General features: G+C 40.7%; 18 protein-coding genes. 7 read left to right on the top strand and 11 right to left on the bottom strand.

Annotated elements, in window-relative coordinates; all coding sequences use genetic code 11:
- Nucleotides 1-210 precede the first annotated feature (210 nt).
- Nucleotides 211-1,443: a site-specific integrase gene (locus tag VYM24_RS23035; protein ID WP_299093716.1), complete on the bottom strand. Its 1,233-nt coding sequence runs from the start codon at nt 1,441-1,443 to the stop codon at nt 211-213.
- A gap of 195 nt (nt 1,444-1,638) precedes the next feature.
- Between VYM24_RS23035 and galB the strand changes: the two genes are divergently transcribed.
- Nucleotides 1,639-4,260 (top strand): beta-galactosidase GalB, encoded by a 2,622-nt coding sequence (gene galB, locus VYM24_RS23030; RefSeq protein WP_291555145.1) that lies wholly within the window; start codon nt 1,639-1,641, stop codon nt 4,258-4,260.
- Nucleotides 4,261-4,444: 184 nt separating this feature from the next.
- Here galB and VYM24_RS23025 read toward each other — a convergent pair whose 3' ends face one another.
- From VYM24_RS23025 to VYM24_RS23010, 4 genes are all read right to left on the bottom strand, one after another.
- Nucleotides 4,445-5,845: a polysaccharide lyase 6 family protein gene (locus VYM24_RS23025; protein WP_291555143.1), complete on the bottom strand. Its 1,401-nt coding sequence runs from the start codon at nt 5,843-5,845 to the stop codon at nt 4,445-4,447.
- 144 nt (nt 5,846-5,989) lie between these two features.
- On the bottom strand, nt 5,990-6,997 hold the full coding sequence (locus VYM24_RS23020; RefSeq protein ID WP_299093719.1) for a uroporphyrinogen decarboxylase family protein: 1,008 nt from the start codon (nt 6,995-6,997) through the stop codon (nt 5,990-5,992).
- Nucleotides 6,998-7,229: 232 nt separating this feature from the next.
- Nucleotides 7,230-7,709, bottom strand: coding sequence for a copper resistance protein NlpE N-terminal domain-containing protein (locus VYM24_RS23015; protein WP_217714718.1), 480 nt, complete (start codon nt 7,707-7,709; stop codon nt 7,230-7,232).
- Nucleotides 7,710-7,749: 40 nt separating this feature from the next.
- Complete coding sequence (locus tag VYM24_RS23010; protein WP_330941008.1) at nt 7,750-9,042, bottom strand: hemolysin family protein; 1,293 nt, start codon at nt 9,040-9,042, stop codon at nt 7,750-7,752.
- 98 nt (nt 9,043-9,140) lie between these two features.
- Between VYM24_RS23010 and VYM24_RS23005 the strand changes: the two genes are divergently transcribed.
- Complete coding sequence (locus VYM24_RS23005; protein WP_291555137.1) at nt 9,141-9,959, top strand: alpha/beta hydrolase; 819 nt, start codon at nt 9,141-9,143, stop codon at nt 9,957-9,959.
- Nucleotides 9,960-9,968: 9 nt separating this feature from the next.
- Here the strand turns inward: VYM24_RS23005 and VYM24_RS23000 are convergent, their stop codons facing one another.
- Nucleotides 9,969-10,823 (bottom strand): DUF4595 domain-containing protein, encoded by an 855-nt coding sequence (locus VYM24_RS23000; protein WP_330941007.1) that lies wholly within the window; start codon nt 10,821-10,823, stop codon nt 9,969-9,971.
- A gap of 6 nt (nt 10,824-10,829) precedes the next feature.
- Entirely contained in the window at nt 10,830-12,176 is a 1,347-nt protein-coding gene (locus VYM24_RS22995; protein WP_330941006.1) for a S41 family peptidase, read from the bottom strand.
- Between the two features lie 156 nt (nt 12,177-12,332).
- Between VYM24_RS22995 and VYM24_RS22990 the strand changes: the two genes are divergently transcribed.
- Both VYM24_RS22990 and mnmA read left to right on the top strand, forming a co-directional pair.
- On the top strand, nt 12,333-13,619 hold the full coding sequence (locus VYM24_RS22990; protein WP_330941005.1) for an O-acetylhomoserine aminocarboxypropyltransferase/cysteine synthase family protein: 1,287 nt from the start codon (nt 12,333-12,335) through the stop codon (nt 13,617-13,619).
- Between the two features lie 428 nt (nt 13,620-14,047).
- Nucleotides 14,048-15,109, top strand: a complete 1,062-nt coding sequence (gene mnmA, locus VYM24_RS22985; protein WP_299092227.1) for a tRNA 2-thiouridine(34) synthase MnmA — start codon at nt 14,048-14,050, stop codon at nt 15,107-15,109.
- A gap of 9 nt (nt 15,110-15,118) precedes the next feature.
- Here the strand turns inward: mnmA and VYM24_RS22980 are convergent, their stop codons facing one another.
- The 3 genes from VYM24_RS22980 to nhaC all read right to left on the bottom strand — a co-directional run bounded on the left by VYM24_RS22980 (nt 15,119) and on the right by nhaC (nt 17,942).
- Nucleotides 15,119-15,778 (bottom strand): LuxR C-terminal-related transcriptional regulator, encoded by a 660-nt coding sequence (locus tag VYM24_RS22980; RefSeq protein WP_217714725.1) that lies wholly within the window; start codon nt 15,776-15,778, stop codon nt 15,119-15,121.
- A gap of 91 nt (nt 15,779-15,869) precedes the next feature.
- A complete protein-coding gene (locus tag VYM24_RS22975; RefSeq protein ID WP_299092230.1) occupies nt 15,870-16,460 on the bottom strand; it encodes a DUF4251 domain-containing protein in 591 nt (196 codons plus the stop codon).
- A gap of 54 nt (nt 16,461-16,514) precedes the next feature.
- Complete coding sequence (gene nhaC, locus VYM24_RS22970) at nt 16,515-17,942, bottom strand: Na+/H+ antiporter NhaC (RefSeq protein WP_330942285.1); 1,428 nt, start codon at nt 17,940-17,942, stop codon at nt 16,515-16,517.
- Nucleotides 17,943-18,110: 168 nt separating this feature from the next.
- On the opposite strand from nhaC, the gene VYM24_RS22965 reads away from it, so the two are divergent.
- On the top strand, nt 18,111-19,184 hold the full coding sequence (locus tag VYM24_RS22965) for a sugar kinase (protein WP_299092231.1): 1,074 nt from the start codon (nt 18,111-18,113) through the stop codon (nt 19,182-19,184).
- 116 nt (nt 19,185-19,300) lie between these two features.
- Here the strand turns inward: VYM24_RS22965 and VYM24_RS22960 are convergent, their stop codons facing one another.
- Nucleotides 19,301-19,636 (bottom strand): DUF3795 domain-containing protein, encoded by a 336-nt coding sequence (locus tag VYM24_RS22960; RefSeq protein ID WP_187374566.1) that lies wholly within the window; start codon nt 19,634-19,636, stop codon nt 19,301-19,303.
- Between the two features lie 138 nt (nt 19,637-19,774).
- Between VYM24_RS22960 and VYM24_RS22955 the strand changes: the two genes are divergently transcribed.
- The gene (locus VYM24_RS22955) at nt 19,775-20,359 is read left to right on the top strand and encodes a hypothetical protein (RefSeq protein ID WP_299092233.1); all 585 of its coding nucleotides are present in this window, start codon (nt 19,775-19,777) and stop codon (nt 20,357-20,359) included.
- A 3-nt stretch (nt 20,360-20,362) separates the two neighbouring features.
- Nucleotides 20,363-20,659 carry a winged helix-turn-helix domain-containing protein gene (locus tag VYM24_RS22950; protein WP_224320142.1) on the top strand — a complete coding sequence of 99 codons (297 nt, stop codon included), beginning with the start codon at nt 20,363-20,365 and terminating at the stop codon, nt 20,657-20,659.
- Nucleotides 20,660-20,695 lie beyond the last annotated feature (36 nt).

Raw genomic sequence — 20,695 nt, 5'->3', positions numbered from 1 at the left:
TTTTTTAAATTAGACTTAAATTAACAAGGGATTTCACCTGAAATTCTTTTTGAGTTGTTCATGATTTGATTGTTTTTACATAATATCAATACATCATTTTTAACTCTGTCTACGAAAAGCAGTTATCTTTCTGATTTTATGAAAAGAAAGAAATTGAAATGGCTTTTGTCCGTCACTACGGAACATGCTATTTACATATATATATTTGTTTTATAGATCGAACCTTGTTAAGAGTATTGAATTCTTTTTCCTTTCTTCAGCTTCAAAACTTGCGAGATAGTTTTCTGTAATGGCTAAATTGGAATGTCCAAGACTTTCGGATATATAGGAAATATTGACGCCACTGCGTTTTAACACTGTTGCGAAGGAGTGACGTGCTGCATAGGTCGTGACGCGTGGAATGCCTGTCTTATGAGAAATCTTGTAAAGTATCTGATTACATTCGGTGACCACTTCTCTTACCAGTTTTACTCTTTCAAAAGGATTCTCTTTTCCGGTAGCAAAAGGAAAGATATAAGTTTCGGGTGACGTGGGTGGATTGCCCCACTTCTCTATTATCTTTTGCATTTCGGGCGTGATGACTGCATGGATAATCTTACTGTGTTTGGTATTTCGGGCTGTTTTTGCACGTATGAAGCAGATTTCACCATTGATGATATTGGAGTATTGCAGATATAATAAATCACGAAAATTAATACCATTACATAAATAAGAAAAAAACCACAGATCACGATAAAATTCAGTCTTTGGGGTTCCGTCATTATAAGTAATAATTTTCTTGATTTCTTTCAGGGTTAATGCTAATTTGCGTCCACATCCGGTGGGTACTTCATATTTCCCTTTTCCGAAAGGATACTGACTTTCCTTAATGATACCGTCTTTACGTGCTATATTAAGAATGCATTTTAAGTTTCTGAAATAGAATCCCATACTGGAGTAACTGATTCCTGATGCGGATAAGTGATGCTCAAAACGGTTTAACCAGTTGATGGTAATTTCATGAAAAGAAATGTGTTTTCCTGCAAACTGTTCTATTTTGTTTAGTGATCCTTTATAAGACAGATAAGTATTGGCTTGTCCATTTTCCTTTAAATCCTCCAACTTTTTATGAAATAAGGCATTGACTGAAAAATCAGAGTATCTGCCTAAGCGTGCATTTAGGATGTCAAAATGAAATTCACCTTGGAAAGATAGAAATTCGATTTGTTGCCTGATTAAAGAAAAACTATTTTCGATGTTACGCCGTACTTCAGATAAGTGACGATTTTTGGTATGTGGTAATACTTCCCAGTCTCTAATAGAAACTTCTTGCCCGGTGGAGTAATATTTTTGTTTTCTGTTGTGGATAACTTGTACTTTTATGGGAAATAATCCATTCATTTTTTGTTTCCTTTTATCTAATACTGTGAGTACGGAAACTCCATCCTTAGAATATTTGTACATGGCTTTTTAAATTTGTTGGTTATTAACTATGAATTGATATTGTATTTAGTAACATGCAATTTGCATACAAAGTTGATAAATAAGGTCCACATTAAAAGATATTTGAGACGGTATTAACAGAAACATAGATAATATTGATAATCGTCTATTTGTTTATTCCTTACTTTTGTAGGGTTAACAATTTAACAGAATAATATGAAAAACAGATTTCTTATTTTATTGAGTTTTGTACTCATTGTGGCGCGAGATGTTGTTTGTGCAAATACTTCAATGGTGCGTGAGCGCATAAACATTAATCGTGATTGGCGTTATCAGATAGATGATCCGAATGGGACAGGTGCTGCATTACATTACTCTCAACTAAAGCCTTATTTATTACCTTGTGCCAACGGTTTTATTATATTCGGAAAGAGGTATCAGAGGCCGGAAGGCAATCCGGGAGAAAATATAGCCTATGTAAAATCTGATTTTGATGATAGTGAATGGCGACATTTGAATTTACCCCATGATTGGGCTATTGAAGGACCTTTCAATATTGACTATAACGGTTCGACTGGAAAGTTACCTTATTGGGGGATACGCTGGTATCGTAAAACGCTGGAATTATCGCAGGATGATGCCGGAAAACAAATTTATCTTGATATTGATGGGGCGATGTCATACGCTTCCGTGTGGTGTAACGGGCAATATGTGGGTGGATGGCCTTATGGCTATGCTTCTTTTCGTCTTGATCTGACACCTTATATAAAGGCAGGACAAAAGAATGTGTTGGCTATTCGATTGGATAATCCGGACGATACTTCACGTTGGTATCCGGGTAGTGGCATTTATCGGAATGTATGGTTAGTGAAAACGTCTCCTGTCCATGTGGAGCAATGGGGAACTTTTGTACGAAACCAGCAGGTTGATTCAAAAATTGCTGTTATGGAAATGGGAGTGAATATTGAGAATCATGCTGGAAAAGATGTTCAGGTAAAGTTGCAGACAAGTGTATATCTGCAAGGGAAAGATGGACGTCCTGTGGGGGAAGAAGTGACTCAAAGTATGACTAAGGATATTGCGATTAAAAAAGATAGCTGGTCGAGCGCGCGCTTTCAATTTAAAGTAGATAAACCGAAGTTGTGGGATATCGATACTCCGAATTGTTATGTAGCGGTCAGTAGGGTATTCATGGATGGAAAGGAAATGGATAGTTATGAAACTCCTTTTGGAATTCGTACAATTGAGTTCACGCATGATCAGGGATTTATGCTTAATGGACAGAAAGTTACAATCAAAGGCGTGTGTATGCACCATGATTTAGGTGCTTTGGGAGCGGCTTTCAATGAAGTGGCTGCCGAAAGACAATTACGTATAATGAAAGAAATGGGTGCAAATGCCATTCGGACTTCCCACAACCCTCCCGCACCGGAGTTAGTGGCTCTTTGTGACCGTATGGGACTGATGATGCAACTGGAGTTGGCGGATACCTGGCAGAAAGGAAAACGTAAGAATGATTACAACCTTCTTTTTGATGATTGGAGTGAAGCGGATATGCGTTCGCTGGTACGCCATTACCGTAATCATCCTTCGGTTATAATGTGGAGTATAGGTAATGAGGTGCCTGACCAGATGACTGATCAAGGTATTATAATAGCTCGTAATCTGACGGCATACTGCCATGACGAAGATCCTACACGTCCTACATCGCTTGGATGTAATAAGCGGGATGCCGTTTTCCGGGATATAGTGAATCAGGTGGATATATTTGGTTTGAACTATTTTCATAACACTTATCCACTTTTTAAAGAGTACAATCCGACTCGCCGTTATCATGCCAGCGAGACTTCTTCTGCAACGAGTTCGCGAGGGGAATATTTTTTTCCGGTGACGACCAAAGTTGAAGACAGTCGTGCCGGTTTCCAGCTTTCATCATATGATATGACAACTATAGGATGGGGATGTGCTCCTGAGGTTCAATTTAAAATGAATGAAGAATATCTGTTTATGAGTGGTGAGTTTGTGTGGACTGGATTCGATTATTTGGGCGAACCTACTCCTTATAATAAAGACCTAACCAATCTGTTGAACTTCAGTGATCCGAATGAATTAGAAAAGGCTAGAAAGGAATTGGAAAAGTTAGGCAAAATTAAAACACCTTCCCGCAGTTCTTATTTTGGTATTGTCGATTTATGCGGTTTTCCGAAGGATCGTTATTACAACTATAAGAGCTACTGGCGCCCTGATGTGCCCACTGTGCATATATTGCCTCATTGGAACTGGGAAGAGCGGATTGGTGAAATAACTCCCGTTCATATTTATACTTCGGGAGATGCTGTTGAACTGTTTTTGAATGGTAAGTCGCTGGGACGTAGAGAGAAAGCTCATTCGTATGATCGTTTGACCTGGGATGATGTACGTTATGAACCGGGAAGTTTGAAAGCCATAGCTTATAAGAACGGTCAGAAATGGGCGGAAGAGCTTGTAGAGACCACTGGAAAACCAGCTGCTTTACAAGTAACGGCAGAGAAAACAGAGCTTAAAAGTGATGGTACTGATTTATCATTTATCCGTGTAGCTGTTGTGGACTCTCAAGGTCGTGTTGTGCCTCGTTCTAAGAATCATTTGAAGTTTTCTGTAACAGGGCCTGCTGACATTATAGCTACAGATAATGGAGATGCAACAAGTTTATTACCATTCCAGTTATCAGAAAGAGATGCTTATAACGGTTTGGCATTAGTCATTTTGCGTAGCCAGTATATGAAGCAGGGAAAAGTACTACTTACAGTAGAATCTAAGGGGCTTCCGAAACAAAAGGTTGCGTTAAAGGTAGAATAATGTTATGAGTATAAATTGGAGAAATACGATATGGGGCGGAGAGGACTTTCTTAGTATACCTGCCTGTTGGGTAGTAAAAGAGATTCTATCTGTTCTCTTATATTCTTTGAATCTGTTTCTTATGGTAGCTTTACATTACACAACAGATACCAAACATCAAGTGAATTACATTGGTGATGGACTACTAATTCATTAATTCTGTAAGAGTCTTCATTTCACTTAGCTCAACGTTGTGCCAAGAGGTTCCGCAATCTATGGGGGAAACAGCTTGGCGCCGTTGAGCTTTTATTTGTTCAGTATTGAATGTAGTAATTTGGAATCCTTTTACATCGGGTGATTCATTATTTTTGAACTGGCAGAAGTTATTGATAAATGTAATACCGGGAAATATTGTAGGATTACTGATTTTGATATTGGAAACAGTATTCGGAGAATAAATTCGGTTGTGAGCAAAACGTACATTCCGTGGTTCCTTATCTCCTCGTCCGTCTCCAAAGTTCAGTTCGGCACAATCGACGAAAGTATTAAAAGCAATGTCAATATCTGCTGCCCGGTGATACGATTTAAGTTTTTCGTCCTCATAATCTTCGGGTGTATTGGGGCGTTCATATACTCCCATGCGTAATATAAAGGCGGCACCGGAGCCTTTTCCTGTTACACTTTCCACGTAATTATTGCTGACAATATGTCCTTGATTGATGATGCGGATGCCTAAAGTAGCAGGCAGATGATTGCCAATGATTACATTGGAATCTATAATATTGTTGTGACCGTGACGACATACTAATCCGCCACGCGATTCGTAAAACAAGTTACGGCGTACGATGTTGAAACCGGATTTTACTGAAATAATCTCATTTTCTCCGTCGCAATGATAGAATATATTTTCTTCGATGATACTGTAGGAAGGCAGTTGCGATGACCAGGAGTTACCCACGCGTATGATTTCCGCACCATTGCCCCCGAAGGGTTTCCGATAACCAAATACATTATGATCTATCTGGTGGTGATTGTGATCTCCACCGTCTTCTACTGTAATTTGTATAACCAGTCCACGGGCACGTTTATTGGCAAAATAACAGTGGTCTATACGATTATTGTTTCCATGTAGCCCAATCCAGTTTTCTGTTCCTCCTCCCGGTTTCTCTCCTTTGGCAGGGTCATTGCAATCATCAATGGCACATTGGGTAATTCGGCAATGAGTGGCTGGGTGTTCTTTATCCAGTTGAAATTCTATCATCTCAAAGTCAGATGCCCAGGCTTTATGAAAGTAGAGTCCCTCCAATTGTAGATAACTGCCTGCCATACGTATTTCTGTTGTTCCGGATATAATAGCCTTTCCGGTATTCGCTGCCCTCAGTATAATTGGATAATCTACTGTTCCATTTCCTGTAAAACTAACCTTACCAAGATGTGAATAGATTCCATCTTGTAAAAGCAGGGTATCACCAGGTTGTAAAGATCCGTCAGACATCTTGGTCTTTAAACTGTCGATGTCGGTTGGTGTGAAGGTGTGTGTTACCGCCAAAACCGGACAAACGAGTATTATTGCAATAATAGTGGATACAAATGATTTCTTATTCATGATATTTATATAATTTAGATAATACAAAAGAATAAAAAGCGACTGTCTCACAACAACCGCTTTTCGGTCAACAATCTACCTAAAATAACCTATGAGATATAATACCTATTTACCAACTAACTGTGAATTTAAAAAGCCTATGATTTATTCTATATTACGAGTATGATGTGATGTTTTAATAGCAGTTCTGATGTTATCCATTGGTGTTTGAGGCAAGATTGTACAATCTGCCCCTAAAATAAATCGTTTCCCTTTCAAAGATTTCTTTAATTCATATATTTCTTTTGCTATTTCATCAGAACTTCCTTTTAATATAGCGCCTTTACGATATAGTCCTCCCATTGCCGGGCGCTTAAATAATTGTTCGCATGCTTGTAGACTGAAAGGCTGGTCGGCTACTTCACAGGGTGCATTAATTATTTGGCCCGGATATGATACAAAACGAGTTAAATCGTCATACTTGCCTTCGTAGTCACAAATATGGAGTATATTAAGCTGGGTTTGGGTATTACATTCCTGCATGACTCTTATGTCATATGGTTTAACGAAGGTCTCAAAGAATCCGGGTACTTCATAAAATTTAATTTCTCCCCCTTGTGTAGGTGTGTAAAACCCATCTACACCAATCTTTTTACACGCTTTTACATATCCGATAAGTGCTTCAGTAAAATATTCGAGTGCTTTTTTCACTCGTTCCGGTTCTGTTTTAGCATATGCTATCACAGTTTTAGCTCCTACGCTTTGTATCAGCATTTGGAATGGAGAATAAACAGTGGGTAATATCATCGCATTGGCACCGGCAATATCGTAAATGTCATTTACTATTTCCAATGTTGGAGTAAAGAAGTCTAAGGGAAGTGGTTTAATTAGTTCCCAATCTTCTGATTTCTCAATCCGAATACGTCCATATCCTTGTTCGAACTGGATTTTTACGAAATCCATACCTGTGGAAAGAAAATAACGTAAATGTGCATCTATAGCTTTTTCTCCGGTGCGTGCATCTTTTCCGAAATGCATGAAAAATGCTGCTGGTACATACGATTCGTCTAATGTACCTGACAGGAATTGCTGCATTACTTCCCGCTTATTGGTGGGAATTTGTGCCTGAACTAATGTCGTGAAGCAAAACAATATAAATAGTACTCTTTTCATGGGATTCTGTTTTTCATTGGATTCGATAGAACAAAGGTACGCGTTAAGGTAATGTATGACTTAAAATATTGTTCCAATCATTATATATATTGTTTCAACCAGTATGTTTTGATGTGAGAAATATGATTTATTGTTTTGTTAGTTTGAAATTCCGGTGTGATATGTTCTAAAAGGAAATAAAAAAGAGGAGCTAACTCTTGTTTAGCTCCTCTCCACATAAATGTTTTGCTGATTATTTCTTCACTTGAATAATATCGTAGTTCAAGTCGCTGACAGCTTCTTGCAGACTATCGTTAACCAAACGTAAAGTGGTATCGTTCACTACTACGAAGTAGACAGGAGCGTCACCATCGCTCGGTGTCAGTTTGTAGGCTGTCTTTTGTTTGTTGTTCACTGTTTTCTTGATGACTTGTTTCTTACCTTTGGAAGTGAAGCTCTTGTTCTTTCCTTGCCCTTCCGCATCCAAGTAAGTAGTAACCAAAGTATAACCGCTTTCTCCATCAGGACCTACACTGTCCACGCTCAATACGTATTGGATACCCGGACCGTCGGCAGCAGGAAGAAGACCTTCGTATACGGCTACGGCAGAAGAATCATTTCCGGCAACTGTCAACACTCCTTCACCTACGGTGGAATCATTGTTTTGGGTTCCTTTTGATTGGCAGGATACCAATGCAGCAGCGATGGCTGCAATCATCATTACTTTTTTCATTGCTTTAATGGTTTAAGTTAATATATAATGCAAATTCACACTATTCTTCCTCTTCTTTTTTGATAACGAGCAGTTTATCCACTCGTCCACGATCCATGTCCACAACTTCAAACTGTAGGTTCTTGTAATTGAACAAGTCTCCTGCTTTAGGTACCCGCCCGATGAGGAACATGGCGAGACCGCTTAGTGTGGTAAAGTCTTCTTCTTTCAGATCATCATAGCTCAGGATACCCATCTCTTCCATAAAATCATCTACATTCATAGAAGCCTCAACGAGCATCGAACCATCTTGCCGGGTGACGATATCTTCTTCTTCCATTTCGTTTTCTTCAAGGATGTCTCCGAAGATACTTTCTGTCAGATCGTGCAAGGTGATAATGCCTGCTGTGTTACCATACTCGTCTACAACAACTCCGAACTTATTTTTGTTCTTCTTAACTAGCTCTAAAACTTTCTTGGCATATAAACTTTCCGGAATAAACAGGGGAGAGCGTGCGATACCACGTAAATCGAAGGGGTGATCATTGCCTAACATCAGAATAATATCTTTGACGGACACTACTCCGATAATATCATCTTTTCCTTTCTCTACCAACAGGTATTTGCTGAAATGTTGTTCGCGGATAATGTGTAGTACTTCATCACGTGTGTATGTGGGATGTAGTACGACAAGGTCGCGACGGTAAGTCATCAATTCATTGGCCCGCTTATCAGAGAATCGGAATACGTCCCGTAACATTTCCGTTTCCTCCTTATCAATAACACCCTGTTCTGAACTTTGGTGCAGAATCATTTTTAATTCTTCCTGTGTCATGGGACGTTCTTCTCCATTGTTCAGGCCGATTAGTTTATTCACTATCTTGGTTGAGAAACTGAGTAAACAGACGAATGGATAAGACACTTTAGTCAGTAAAATCATGACCGGACTAAGTAGAGTTGCATATCGTTCCGGATTACTCAGTGCTATGGACTTGGGTACCAACTCACCGATGATGAGTGAAAGGTACGTAATGATTGCCACTGTTGTAATCATGGCAAGGTCTTTAGCATAGGGAGCAAGTCCAGGAATGGAGGCAAATAACGGTGCTACATTGTCGGCAATGGCTACACCACCGAAAGCACCGGATACAATACCGATAAGCGTGATACCAATTTGAATGGTAGAAAGAAATTTCTCGGGCTCTTCCAACTGTTTCAGTACTCCTTTGGCTCTTTTGTTTCCCTTTCCTGCGAGGGTTTCGAGTCGTGCTTTGCTGGATGACACCAACGCTATTTCATACATGGCAAAGACACCGTTCAGCACTAATAAAAATAGAATAATAATAAATTCCATATAGGTTATGAATAGTTTATATTGCAAAATTACTAATTTTTTGAATTTTATTACTAATATTGCTGCCTATTTATAGAGATTATTAAAGAATGAAAGACATGAAAAGAAAACAAATTTTGTTTAGCGTTTTATTGCTGTTTTCAGTTGTTGCGACACAGGCGGCACGAGTAGATACCATTATGGTAAAAAGTCCATCCATGAATAAAGAAGTACAAGTGGTATATGTACTCCCTGATAAAGTATTGGGTGAGGAAGCTGAGGCTTGTCCGGTAGTTTATTTGTTGCACGGCTATGGTGGTAATGCACGTAGTTGGGTAGGATTGAAACCGGAGTTACCTAAGATTGCAGATGAAAAAGGAATTATCTTTGTATGTCCTGATGGTAAAAACAGTTGGTATTGGGATAGCCCTAAAAATCAGGCTTATCGTTATGAAACTTTTGTAGCTTCGGAACTGGTGAAATATACAGATAAAAACTATGCTACTATTCCGGAGAAAAAAGGACGAGCCATTACCGGATTGAGCATGGGTGGACATGGTGCTTTGTGGCTTGCAATCCGTCATAAAGATATATTTGGTGCAGGAGGAAGTACCAGTGGCGGAGTGGATATTCGTCCTTTTCCGAAGAATTGGGAGATGAGCAGACAACTCGGTGATTATGAAGCCGACAGCGCTTTATGGGACCAGCATACTGTTATTACCCAGATTGATAAGATTACAGATGGTGATTTGGCATTAATTATCGATTGTGGCGAAAAAGATTTCTTTTTGGAAGTAAATAAAGCATTGCATAAAGCTTTATTGGAGAAGAATATCAGTCATGACTTTATCACTCGTCCTGGTGCGCATAACGGGCAATATTGGAATAATTCTATCGATTACCAAATTCTTTTCTTTGATAAATTCTTCAAGAAATAATATCTCAATTTATTCGATTGTATAATATACAGTACGCATGTAGTTGTGACCGTAACTTTTGGTCACCTCATCACAGGAAGTAACGATACCTCGTCTGTCGAATTCATATTTATATGTCGTGGTTTCGTTGCTTCCACTGTTATCCTCTGGTCTGAGGTTAGTAATCAGAGTATTGTATGCATCTCCCAAAAACTTACCATAAATGGCAACCGAGTGGAATGAAAGGGGATATAGATCTGTCAGGAATAGGTACGGAATCTCTGAAGTGTTGGCTATTTCATTGCCGGTAGATGTGCTGGCTATGTAAGTTTGTTCGGACTTGTCAACTTGCTGGGTGATGCGTAGTGTTCTATAGCTACTATAATCTATGTTGATAGAAGAATAGGGCTTATTTCCGTCTAATGTTTCTGTTATATTTTTCAGGAAATATTTTCCCTCTGTATTGATAAGATAATCGAAAGTATAAGAGCGTATTTTACCATCCATTTCTTGGCGCACGCAACTTATAGCATAGCCATTATCATCCAACGTGTAGGTCGAGATATTATTAATTTCATCTGTTACTACAGCCTGATGATCTCCATAAACAACATTTGTTGCATTTTCTATCTTAAACAATTCTCCTCCAGCTACGAAACTTTGTGTAGATGTAAAGTTACTCAATCGACCGGCACTATAATCGTAAGTCTGAGTAACAGTAACAGCAGGTGCACCTGGCTCTTCCTTGGCTTCCTTTAATTCTATTTTAGAGAAATGAGTTACAGGATATACCGGATTATTGGGTATATCTGAACCTTCGTTGTTATCACTACAAGCTGTCAATCCTCCTATGAATAGTAAAGCTATGAGAATATTCTTCTTCATTCTGGTTTATTTAATGATAAGACCATTGCGGAAATTGCGCTTTACTTTCACACTTTTCACTACTGTCATTTGAGTTTCGGGTTCTGGTTTAGGTTCAGGGAGTACGATACTACCATCGATGATACCTATTGCTGCACTGAACAAAGCCTCGTTAGGATTTCCTAATGGCAGTACTTTTGCAAAATCACTCAGTTCACTGACTGCATAATTAGGTGTGAAACCTTTGGTGTAGTCCGCCTCACCTTCTGAATTGAATACTTGGCATACAACAGGGCGAAGCACCCATAAGAATTGATCGCTGGGGAAACTTTCTGTTGCTACGGTTTCTCCCTTGGTTGTGGTGCCTATAGTTATTACTGTCATGTAAGGTCTCAAACAATTAATGAGCATTTCCGAAGCAGCGGCAGTTGTACTGCTTGTCAGAACATACACTTTCGATAGATTTAGGTTCACACCTCCTTGCAAAAGCTTGCTGTCGAGTGTGAGTTCGTGGTCTTTATATTTTCGCTTCTGACTATATTCCAGTGAGGCGAAGGGACTGTTCAATTTGTCGGCAGGTACCAAAATATCTGCCAGAAGTTGTACGCACTCCATTTCTCCACCGGCATTGTAGCGCAAGTCTAGAACCAACTCTGTTATATTCTTATCTTTAAAGAACTGCGATAATTGGAGTAGCTCACTATTATCTTCTTTGTTGAAGCTGTTATATGCCAAATAACCTACATTTATACTTCCACTAGGGTAAACATCGTAAGCAGGTATGGAGACGTCCTCTACGGGACGGGCGGCAGGAAGAACTGCGTTACGGTAAGATTCAATCTTACTTTCATCTTCTCCTTCGTCATTGACAGCTGAAACATATTTTCCTAACAATAGTTTCTGATTTTCACCTTCAGTCAGTAGTTTCTCCGTTTTTTTGGTGATATAATCATCGTTGATTTGCATGATCCATTCGCCTCGTTTTAATCCGACTTCGGAAGCTGGAGATCCGGGAATGACGTATGTGATAAGTGCATTATAGGCGGTATCATTACCGCTTATCCGATATAGGGAATAGTCGAAGCCATAGCTCGGTGGAGGAGTGGCATACAATGTATCGACACTGGAGTAGTCTTTATCAAGTGATGATCTTATTGATTTTAAAAAAGCCTCTGGGGCGAGGAAATAATTCACGTTTTTTGAGTCGGGTATGTCTTCAAACCACAGATATTCTTCTCTCATGACGCTGTCTATCCATAGATCGCGTCCGGTCCATTTGTAATATTCCGGCCAACGGTCTACTCCACAAGAGAATAAGCTTGTCAATGCAAGGACTCCAAATAGCAGGAAAAGCTGTATATTCCTTCTTCTCATCTGTATCTATCATTTGGTTTTCGTTGCAAATTTAGCGAATAGTTTGTTTATCTACCATAAATGTGGTATAAAATTCCCTATCTTGTGTCATTGCCCATGTCATAACATCCCATTATCTTTGCACTCAATCAATTAATCCTAAAAAATACAAAGACAATGGAAACAAAGAAATTGCATTTCGAGACGCTTCAACTCCATGTAGGACAAGAACAACCCGACCCGGCTACTGATGCACGTGCCGTGCCCATTTATCAGACTACTTCGTATGTATTCCGCAACTCTGCCCATGCTGCAGCACGTTTTGGTTTGCAGGATCCGGGCAATATCTATGGTCGTTTGACTAATTCTACACAAGGTGTGTTCGAAGCACGTGTAGCTGCTTTAGAGGGTGGCGTTGCCGGATTGGCGGTTGCTTCGGGTGCTGCTGCCGTGACTTATGCTTTAGAGAATATTACTCGTGCCGGAGATCATATCGTATCGGCTAAAACCATCTATGGGGGTACGTATAATCTGTTGGAGCATACTCTGCCTGCCTACGGAGTGACTACTACTTTTGTAGACCCTGCTGATCTCTCGAACTTTGAGAAGGCTATACAGGAGAATACAAAGGCTGTATATATTGAAACTCTGGGTAATCCGAACTCCAACATTATTGATATTGAAGCTGTTGCTGAGATAGCACATCGTTATAAGATTCCATTGATCATTGATAATACATTTGGCACACCTTATCTAATACGGCCTATTGAGCATGGAGCAGACATCGTGGTGCACTCCGCTACGAAGTTTATCGGTGGCCATGGCAGTTCCTTGGGGGGCGTGATTGTGGACGGCGGTAAGTTCGATTGGGCAGCTTCGGGCAAATTCCCTCAATTGACGGAACCGGAGCCTTGCTACCATGGCATACGTTTTACTGAAGCTGCGGGTGCTGCGGCTTACGTTACTCGTATTCGTGCTATCCTGCTTCGTGATACGGGTGCTACCATCAGTCCATTCAATGCTTTTATTTTATTGCAGGGACTGGAAACACTTTCCCTTCGTGTGGAACGTCATGTAGAGAATGCATTGAAGGTGGTTGATTTCTTGAAGAAACATCCTAAAGTGGCAGCGGTAAATCATCCGTCATTGCCGGAACATCCGGATCATGCATTGTATCAAAGATATTTTCCCAATGGTGCAAGTTCTATCTTTACTTTTGAAGTAAAGGGTGGGGTGAAAGAGGCACAGACATTTATTGATAGCCTGCAAATATTCTCACTTCTGGCAAATGTAGCGGATGTTAAGTCGCTCGTTATCCATCCGGCTACCACTACACATTCGCAGTTGAATGAACAGGAATTGGAAGAACAGGGCATTAAGCCGGGAACGGTGCGTCTGTCTATCGGTACGGAGCATATTGCTGATTTGCTGGATGACTTGGCTCAGGCGTTGGATAAAATATGATTGGTTCATAACCCGTCAGAAACGCGTAAAACCAGAGCTAAGTCAGCCTCATGAAGGAATACGTAAGTCGCTGACTGGATGAATGGTTGGTGTTCCACCTTGCTCAGTCGTAGTGGAACGCTCATTCAGTCGTTATGGGAAATGCTTTCTGTCGTTATGGGAAATAGGTTCAGTCGTTATGGGAATGTACCTCTGTTATTATGGGAGCATCCCCCGATGCGGACTTGGATGCGACTCACTAAATAAATATTTATCTCAAAACGGTATAGAAATGAGGTAAATGATTTTAGCCTATGTATTCAATCTCTTAGACGCAGATGACACGGATTTAAAGGCTGCGCTGTCACATCAATAAATAAAAAATCTGCGTCATCCGTGTCATCCGCGTCTAAAAAATAAATCATCACTTCATTCAAAACCGCTCAAGAATGAATATAGCTGTTTTATTATCAGGAGGTGTTGATAGTTCAGTTGTCGTACACCTTCTTTGTGAACAAGGGTATCGGCCGTCTCTGTTTTATATTAAGATAGGAATGGACGGCACCGACTATGTGGATTGTTCTGCTGAAGAAGATTGGGAGATGGCTACGGCTATCGCACATCGCTACGGATTGCCTTTGGAAATGGTAGATTTGCAGAAAGAATATTGGGAACAAGTTGCTGCTTATGCCATTGATAAAATTCGTCGTGGATTGACTCCTAATCCGGATGTGATGTGTAACCGCTTCATTAAGTTCGGTTGCTTTGAACAGAAGGTAGGCAAAGAGTTTGATTTTACTGCTACCGGTCATTATGCCACTACGGTCCATAAAGATGGTAAGGTATGGCTGGGTACAGCTGTCGATCCTGTAAAGGATCAGACAGATTTTCTTGCGCAGATTGACTACTTGCAAGTCTCTAAACTGATGTTCCCCCTTGGTGGATTGATGAAACAGGAAGTACGGGACGTTGCCCGCGATGCAGGATTGCCTACTGCCCGTCGCCGTGACAGTCAGGGTATTTGCTTTCTGGGAAAGATCAACTACAATGACTTTGTTCGTCGTTTCCTTGGTGAACGGCAAGGAGATATTGTAGAATGGGAGACTGGGAAGAAAATCGGTACACACCGGGGGTACTGGTTTCATACCATCGGACAGCGCAAAGGATTGGGATTGAGTGGTGGTCCTTGGTTTGTCATTCGGAAAGACGTTGAGGCAAACGTTCTTTATGTCTCACGGGGCTATGATACCCAATGGCAGTATGGGCGTGAATTTAAGATTCATGATTTTCATTTCATTACAGAAAATCCCTGGTTACATAATCAGGTAGTCGATGTGACATTTAAAATCCGCCATACACCGGAATTTATGAAAGGAAAACTGATACGGGAAGGGGAGGTCTATCATATTGTATCTTCTGAAAATTTACAGGGCATTGCTCCCGGACAATTCGGTGTCGTATATGATGAAGCTTCCCGGATATGTATCGGCAGTGGAGAGATTGGTATTTGAATAATCTTTTTATATATAGTATTCCACTAAATCCACAATTCCTGCCTTCATAGCATATTTTGTAGCTTCGTGCACATTGTTCACTCCTAATTTGCGGAATATGTTTTTGCGGTGGCTGTTTACCGTATGAAAACTAAGGTTCTTCTCCGCAGCAATTTCTTTCGTAGTCTTTCCCAGAGCAATTTCTTTCAGTACACTCCGTTCCGCCGGTGTCAGTAAATCATCTTTCAGTGTGTGGCGTACGGGAGATGCATTGTTGCCGGACAACAATAGATTACTGACATGATTACAGATAAAACGCTCTTTTCGCGAAGCGCATTGCAATGCAGACAGTATTTCTTCTTTTGAATTATCCTTCAACACTACTCCGAAAGCCATACTACTGAACAATACCTGTCGGAGAAATTCCATGCTCAATTCATCAGAGAACAGGAGCCAGTCTGCTTCTTTAAAACGTTCATGCAGGACAATTAACTCGTCCGCACCTGAGAAATCAAACAACGTATAGTCCAGTATAACTACTGCCTGCGGATGCAGACGCAATTGCTGAACTAATTCGGTTTTGTTATCTGCTTCCAGTAACAGGGCTGTATCCTTCTGACTGCTGAGTAGGAACATCATACCTGCTTTGGTGATGTCCTGATTGTCTGCGATGATAAATTCTCTCATATTTGGATGCAAAAATATAAAAACTCCGCTGCAAATGTACACATTTCTGGCAATTTGCAGCGGAGTGGAAATATATATATTGTAAAGGGCTTTACCAAGAGCGTCCTTTAAAGATGCTGGATTGGCTTAATGGAACGAGATTACCACTCAGCGTCATCGTATTGGAGTTGAAGTTCGGGCTGATGGTTACGGTAGCATTGTTTCCACCGTTAGTCAGCGAAATGAAGATCTGTGCAGAGATACCGATACCCTGAATACTGAACTGGCAGTTAACGTTACCTTTCTTGTCAGTTGTAATCTGCATATCCGAGGTAGAACCATCTACAGTTACACCACCGATACCGTTAGGGCCGGGATATACCGTGTTGAATGCTACCTGTACGGTACCACGTCCTTGATTTACCAGTACGAAGTTGGTGTTGGAGTTGACGAAAGCTGTCTGTCCGTTACGGAACATCACCTGGTCGGCTTCCAGTACGAATTGGTGGGCTTTCAATGCGGCTACGGCGTCATCATACGATACTGCGTCGGCTACTTGTTCTTCAGCTTTCAGGCGGGCGCGTTCAGCGTCTCTTTGAGCCTTACGGTCTGCGCGGCGTTCCGCTCTACTTTCTTGTGCATACATGGCGGTTGTTGCCGCACTCATCATCACTAATGCTACTAATGCAATAAACTTTTTCATAATTCTTTAATGTTTAGGTTTTACGATTCTTGTTCGTTTATTGCAAAACAACCTTTATCCGGGATTGTTCACGGGACGCTTCACAATTTTATATCCGATGGCTGCAACGAGGATACTCATTAATGGACTGATAATGTTGAAAAAGCAATAAGGAAGATAGGTCAGCGTAGATACGTTCAATATCGTTGCCTGCGTCATTCCGCAGGTATTCCATGGTATCAGAGGGGAGGTCACGGTAACGGCATCTTCCGTAGTACGGCTCAATAATCGGTTCTCATATCCTTTTTTCTCATAAATATTGCGAAACATGTTTCCGGTGAGGATAATACTTATGTATTGGTCGGCGGTAGTCAGATTGAGAAACAGTCCGGAACAAACAGTGGATGCTACAACGCTGACTCTTCCTTTCATGAAACGTACAAAGACTGAAGTTATACTACCCAGCATACCGCTTGCTGTCATGGCACCTCCGAAGCACATGGCGCAAAGAATCAACCAGACTGTATTCATCATGCCAGCCATGCCACGTGTAGACACAAGGTCGGTCAGCATACTGTTGCCGGTATCCAGACCGGTGCTTCCGTAGAATGTCATCATTGTCCCTTTGAAGATGTTATTTTCTCCTGCTATTTCACGTAGCAAATCCGGTTGGAAGATGATGGCGCAAATACCTGCCAGCATCGTGGATATGAACAAGGTAATGATGGACGGAACTTTTCGCGCAATAAGTATTCCGGTTACTAAGGGAACAATCAGTAACCAGGGAGTGATTGTGAAGGTATCTTTCAGCGATGTGGCAAAGTCCTCCATGTGCGCTGTAGAGTTTGTTTCGATGACGAATCCCATTACTGTAAAGATGATCAGTGTGATAATCAACGATGGAGTGGTTGTAATTAACATATAGCGTATATGCCGGAACAAGGGCACGTCTGTTATGGAGGAAGCAAGTATTGTAGTTTCCGACAGCGGGGAGATTTTATCACCAAAATATGCTCCGGAGATAATGGCTCCTGCTATCCATCCTTCATTGAACCCTTGCGCTTTACCGATCCCCATCAGAGCGATACCGATAGTGGCGATTGTTGTCCACGAACTGCCTGTCATGACAGAGATTAGTGCGCAGATGATACAGGTTGACGCCAGAAAAAAGTCGGGATGAATAATTTGCATACCATAATATATAAGGGTAGGGACAATGCCGCTTATCATCCATGCACCGCTCAGTGCACCTATTATCAGCAAGATAATAATTGCTGTAGCAACTCCGGAAATATTATTTGTAATAGCGAGTTCGTAATCTTTCCAGGGGACATGGTAGAATGCTATACCAATGAATACGCAAAAAGCAGTAGTGGTCAGTAGGGAAATCTGACTACCCCCTTCCAGTGCGTCACTTCCGAATGTATGTATGGTGGCAAATAACATTCCTACCAACAACACGATAGGCAGGAGGGAAACTAAAGGAGAGGGAATTTTTTTCAATGAACTCATTCTGTTTGTTATATCAGTTAAAACTTTGCAAAGTTACAACAAATCTGATGATTATGTTTTATCCCAGCTTTTCCGCCAATAAATATTATTATATCTTTGCGTTTACTTGGAATAAAAATACAACTTTGGTGTTTAGTTAAACTTTATTATTGACAACGTATGTACAAGAAACAAATTACCACAGATAAGAAAGTAATCACTTTTGGTGAAGTAATGCTGAGGCTTACCGCTCCTGATTTCCTTCGTTTTTCACAAACCAATCAAATGATAGCCACTTACGGTGGCAGTGAAGCTAATGTGGCCGTTTCGTTGGCTAACTTTGGTATTCCTACAGAATTCGTAACCCGCCTGCCGGACAATGCTGTGGCACGTGCCTGCATAGCTTCGCTCCGTGCTAATGGTTTAGGTACGGAAGGCATTGTTTTTGGTGGTAAGCGTATGGGACTTTATTTTTTGGAAAGTGGTGCGGCATTCCGTAATTCCAATGTGGTTTACGATCGTGAGGGTTCTTCTTTTGCCACATTGCGTCCAGGTATGATTGATTGGGAAAAGATATTCTCCGATGCTGGCTGGTTTCATTGGTCGGGCATTGCTGCTGCTTTGTCACAAGATGGTGCCGATGCATGCCGTGAGGCTCTTGAAATAGCTGACCGTATGGGATTGACTATCTCCTGTGATTTGAATTTCCGTAAGAAACTTTGGAACTATGGGAGTTCTGCTGCCGAAGTCATGCAGCCTTTGGTGCAATACAGTGATGTCATTTTCGGTGCCGAACCGGAATATAAAGAGATACTTGGCATACAGCCTGTCGGTTTTAAAGCCGTAGATACTGAGGATACTACGTTTGAAGCAAATCTTCCTGCTTTTGAAGACTTTGGTCGTCGGGTGGTGGAGCTTGTTCCTCGTTGCCAGAAGGCTTTTCTGGAACTTCGTAATTCCATTACTTCCAATCATAATCTACTGGCTGCCATTCTCTATTCTGATAACACATTGAAGCATACTGGTATTTATGATATCGAGTGTGAGGTGGATCGCGTAGGTGCCGGTGATGCTTTTGTCGGTGGTATGATTTATGGTCTCATAACGTATCCGGATAATGATCAAAAAGCGTTGGAATATGCTTTGGCAGCTTCTGCATTAAAGAATACCGTATACGGTGATTTTAATCATGTGATGGTGGAAGAAGTAGAGAGCCTGATGCAAGGAAATACATCAGGGAGGGTATCGCGATAAAAATGATCTTCCAATTCATCCAGCACATAGATCCGATAAGAAAGACGCAATTCCTGGTCGGGATGCAAGGTTTGAAAAAATGTTTTGTTGGCAGTGCAAATTTATCAACTACAATGTTATAGAAGATTTTCTTTAGCACTGGGAGTATGCTGAAAAATAGGACCCACTATCTGACAGTTATCCAATTCTTTACAGTCACCACAAGTGTTAAACCCTTTTTCGTTTACGCATTTGCGGATTGCGCACATATCGCTGCAATACATCGTTTTCACTCCATCCACACGACAGCCCATACAATTAATGGTATCTGCCGTAATCTCCGGTATATTGTTCAGCTTACTCCACAGTTGGGCTGTTTTTTCTCTTAACTCATTGTCATCTCTGACAGTAGCTATGCGGGCATCGCAACTTTCGCAATCTAATCCGCAACAAGCAATTAATTGTTTCATCATTAGGCTATCTGTTGATATTTAGTTGATTGCAAATATAGTGATTTTTATGCGGCTTAATCTCATTGAATACATTTTTCCTCGATATTCTTTGTTTCTTTCATTTTTTATATTTTACTTTGCAGCACAAAGTACTTTTATATGGATAGAAATAAAGCAATAGAATCAGTAAATGAGATAAAAGAATTGATGGAAAGATCTTCTAAGTTCGTATCTCTCAGTGGTATGACGGCTGTCTTGGCCGGAGTGTATGCATTAGCCGGTGCTTATGTGGCCGGTCAGTTATTAAGATCAGAAGATAATAGGGAAGGACTGATAATGGTTGCTTCACTGGTTTTGACTGTTTCAGTTGTTACCGCCTGTATCTTGTCCTGGTATAAGGCCAAGAAGATGCAACAAAAGCTATTCAGTAAACTAACCTATCGTATTGCATGGAATTTTTCATTGCCGTTGTTGACGGGAGGGTTGTTCTGTATAGCTTTACTGCTACATGAACATTACGGGCTGGTATCTTCTGTGATGTTACTTTTCTATGGACTTTCTTTGGTCAATGTGTCTAAGTTCACTTACTCCAATGTAGCATGGTTAGGATATGCTTTTCTTTGCCTGGGCATTACAGATTGTTTCTTTGAGGGGCATGGTTTAATGTTTTGGACAATTGGTTTTGGTGGATTTCATATTTTATATGGCATGTTGTTTTATTTACAGTACGAAAGAAGGAAATAATAGATGATAGAAGCATTTCAAAATATAAATAAGGCATTTGAAAGTAAAGTCCGCTTGGGTATTATGGCAGTTCTCATGGTAAATGAAGATGCCGATTTCAATACTCTTAAGGAATTACTTTCATTGACGGACGGTAACCTGGCAAGTCATACAAGGGCTTTGGAGGAACTGGGTTATATCGTTTGTCAGAAGAGCTTTGTGGGGAGGAAACCGAAAACATCTTTCCAGGCTACTTCCGAAGGAAAGAAAGCTTTCAAAACTCACATAGAAGCATTGGAGAATTTTCTGAAATCAACGTAGATGTTTGGCTTCGCACAAAACCGGACAATACTAAAT

It is taken from the genome of Bacteroides sp. MSB163 (assembly GCF_036416795.1).
Lineage (GTDB): Bacteria > Bacteroidota > Bacteroidia > Bacteroidales > Bacteroidaceae > Bacteroides > Bacteroides maternus.
Note: the sequence above shows the minus strand (reverse complement) of the source record. Positions and strands in the feature narration are given on the sequence as shown.

What these genes read in the sequence shown, in the direction of transcription:
- VYM24_RS22960 (WP_187374566.1), bottom strand. Translation starts at nt 19,636, where the DNA reads ATGATGAAACAATTAATTGCTTGTTGCGGATTAGATTGCGAAAGTTGC.
- VYM24_RS23005 (WP_291555137.1), top strand. Translation starts at nt 9,141, where the DNA reads ATGAAAAGAAAACAAATTTTGTTTAGCGTTTTATTGCTGTTTTCAGTT.
- VYM24_RS23000 (WP_330941007.1), bottom strand. Translation starts at nt 10,823, where the DNA reads ATGAAGAAGAATATTCTCATAGCTTTACTATTCATAGGAGGATTGACA.
- VYM24_RS22995 (WP_330941006.1), bottom strand. Translation starts at nt 12,176, where the DNA reads ATGAGAAGAAGGAATATACAGCTTTTCCTGCTATTTGGAGTCCTTGCA.
- galB (WP_291555145.1), top strand. Translation starts at nt 1,639, where the DNA reads ATGAAAAACAGATTTCTTATTTTATTGAGTTTTGTACTCATTGTGGCG.
- VYM24_RS23035 (WP_299093716.1), bottom strand. Translation starts at nt 1,443, where the DNA reads ATGTACAAATATTCTAAGGATGGAGTTTCCGTACTCACAGTATTAGAT.
- VYM24_RS22980 (WP_217714725.1), bottom strand. Translation starts at nt 15,778, where the DNA reads ATGAGAGAATTTATCATCGCAGACAATCAGGACATCACCAAAGCAGGT.
- mnmA (WP_299092227.1), top strand. Translation starts at nt 14,048, where the DNA reads ATGAATATAGCTGTTTTATTATCAGGAGGTGTTGATAGTTCAGTTGTC.
- VYM24_RS22990 (WP_330941005.1), top strand. Translation starts at nt 12,333, where the DNA reads ATGGAAACAAAGAAATTGCATTTCGAGACGCTTCAACTCCATGTAGGA.
- VYM24_RS23025 (WP_291555143.1), bottom strand. Translation starts at nt 5,845, where the DNA reads ATGAATAAGAAATCATTTGTATCCACTATTATTGCAATAATACTCGTT.
- VYM24_RS23020 (WP_299093719.1), bottom strand. Translation starts at nt 6,997, where the DNA reads ATGAAAAGAGTACTATTTATATTGTTTTGCTTCACGACATTAGTTCAG.
- VYM24_RS22950 (WP_224320142.1), top strand. Translation starts at nt 20,363, where the DNA reads ATGATAGAAGCATTTCAAAATATAAATAAGGCATTTGAAAGTAAAGTC.
- VYM24_RS23015 (WP_217714718.1), bottom strand. Translation starts at nt 7,709, where the DNA reads ATGAAAAAAGTAATGATGATTGCAGCCATCGCTGCTGCATTGGTATCC.
- VYM24_RS23010 (WP_330941008.1), bottom strand. Translation starts at nt 9,042, where the DNA reads ATGGAATTTATTATTATTCTATTTTTATTAGTGCTGAACGGTGTCTTT.
- VYM24_RS22975 (WP_299092230.1), bottom strand. Translation starts at nt 16,460, where the DNA reads ATGAAAAAGTTTATTGCATTAGTAGCATTAGTGATGATGAGTGCGGCA.
- VYM24_RS22965 (WP_299092231.1), top strand. Translation starts at nt 18,111, where the DNA reads ATGTACAAGAAACAAATTACCACAGATAAGAAAGTAATCACTTTTGGT.
- VYM24_RS22955 (WP_299092233.1), top strand. Translation starts at nt 19,775, where the DNA reads ATGGATAGAAATAAAGCAATAGAATCAGTAAATGAGATAAAAGAATTG.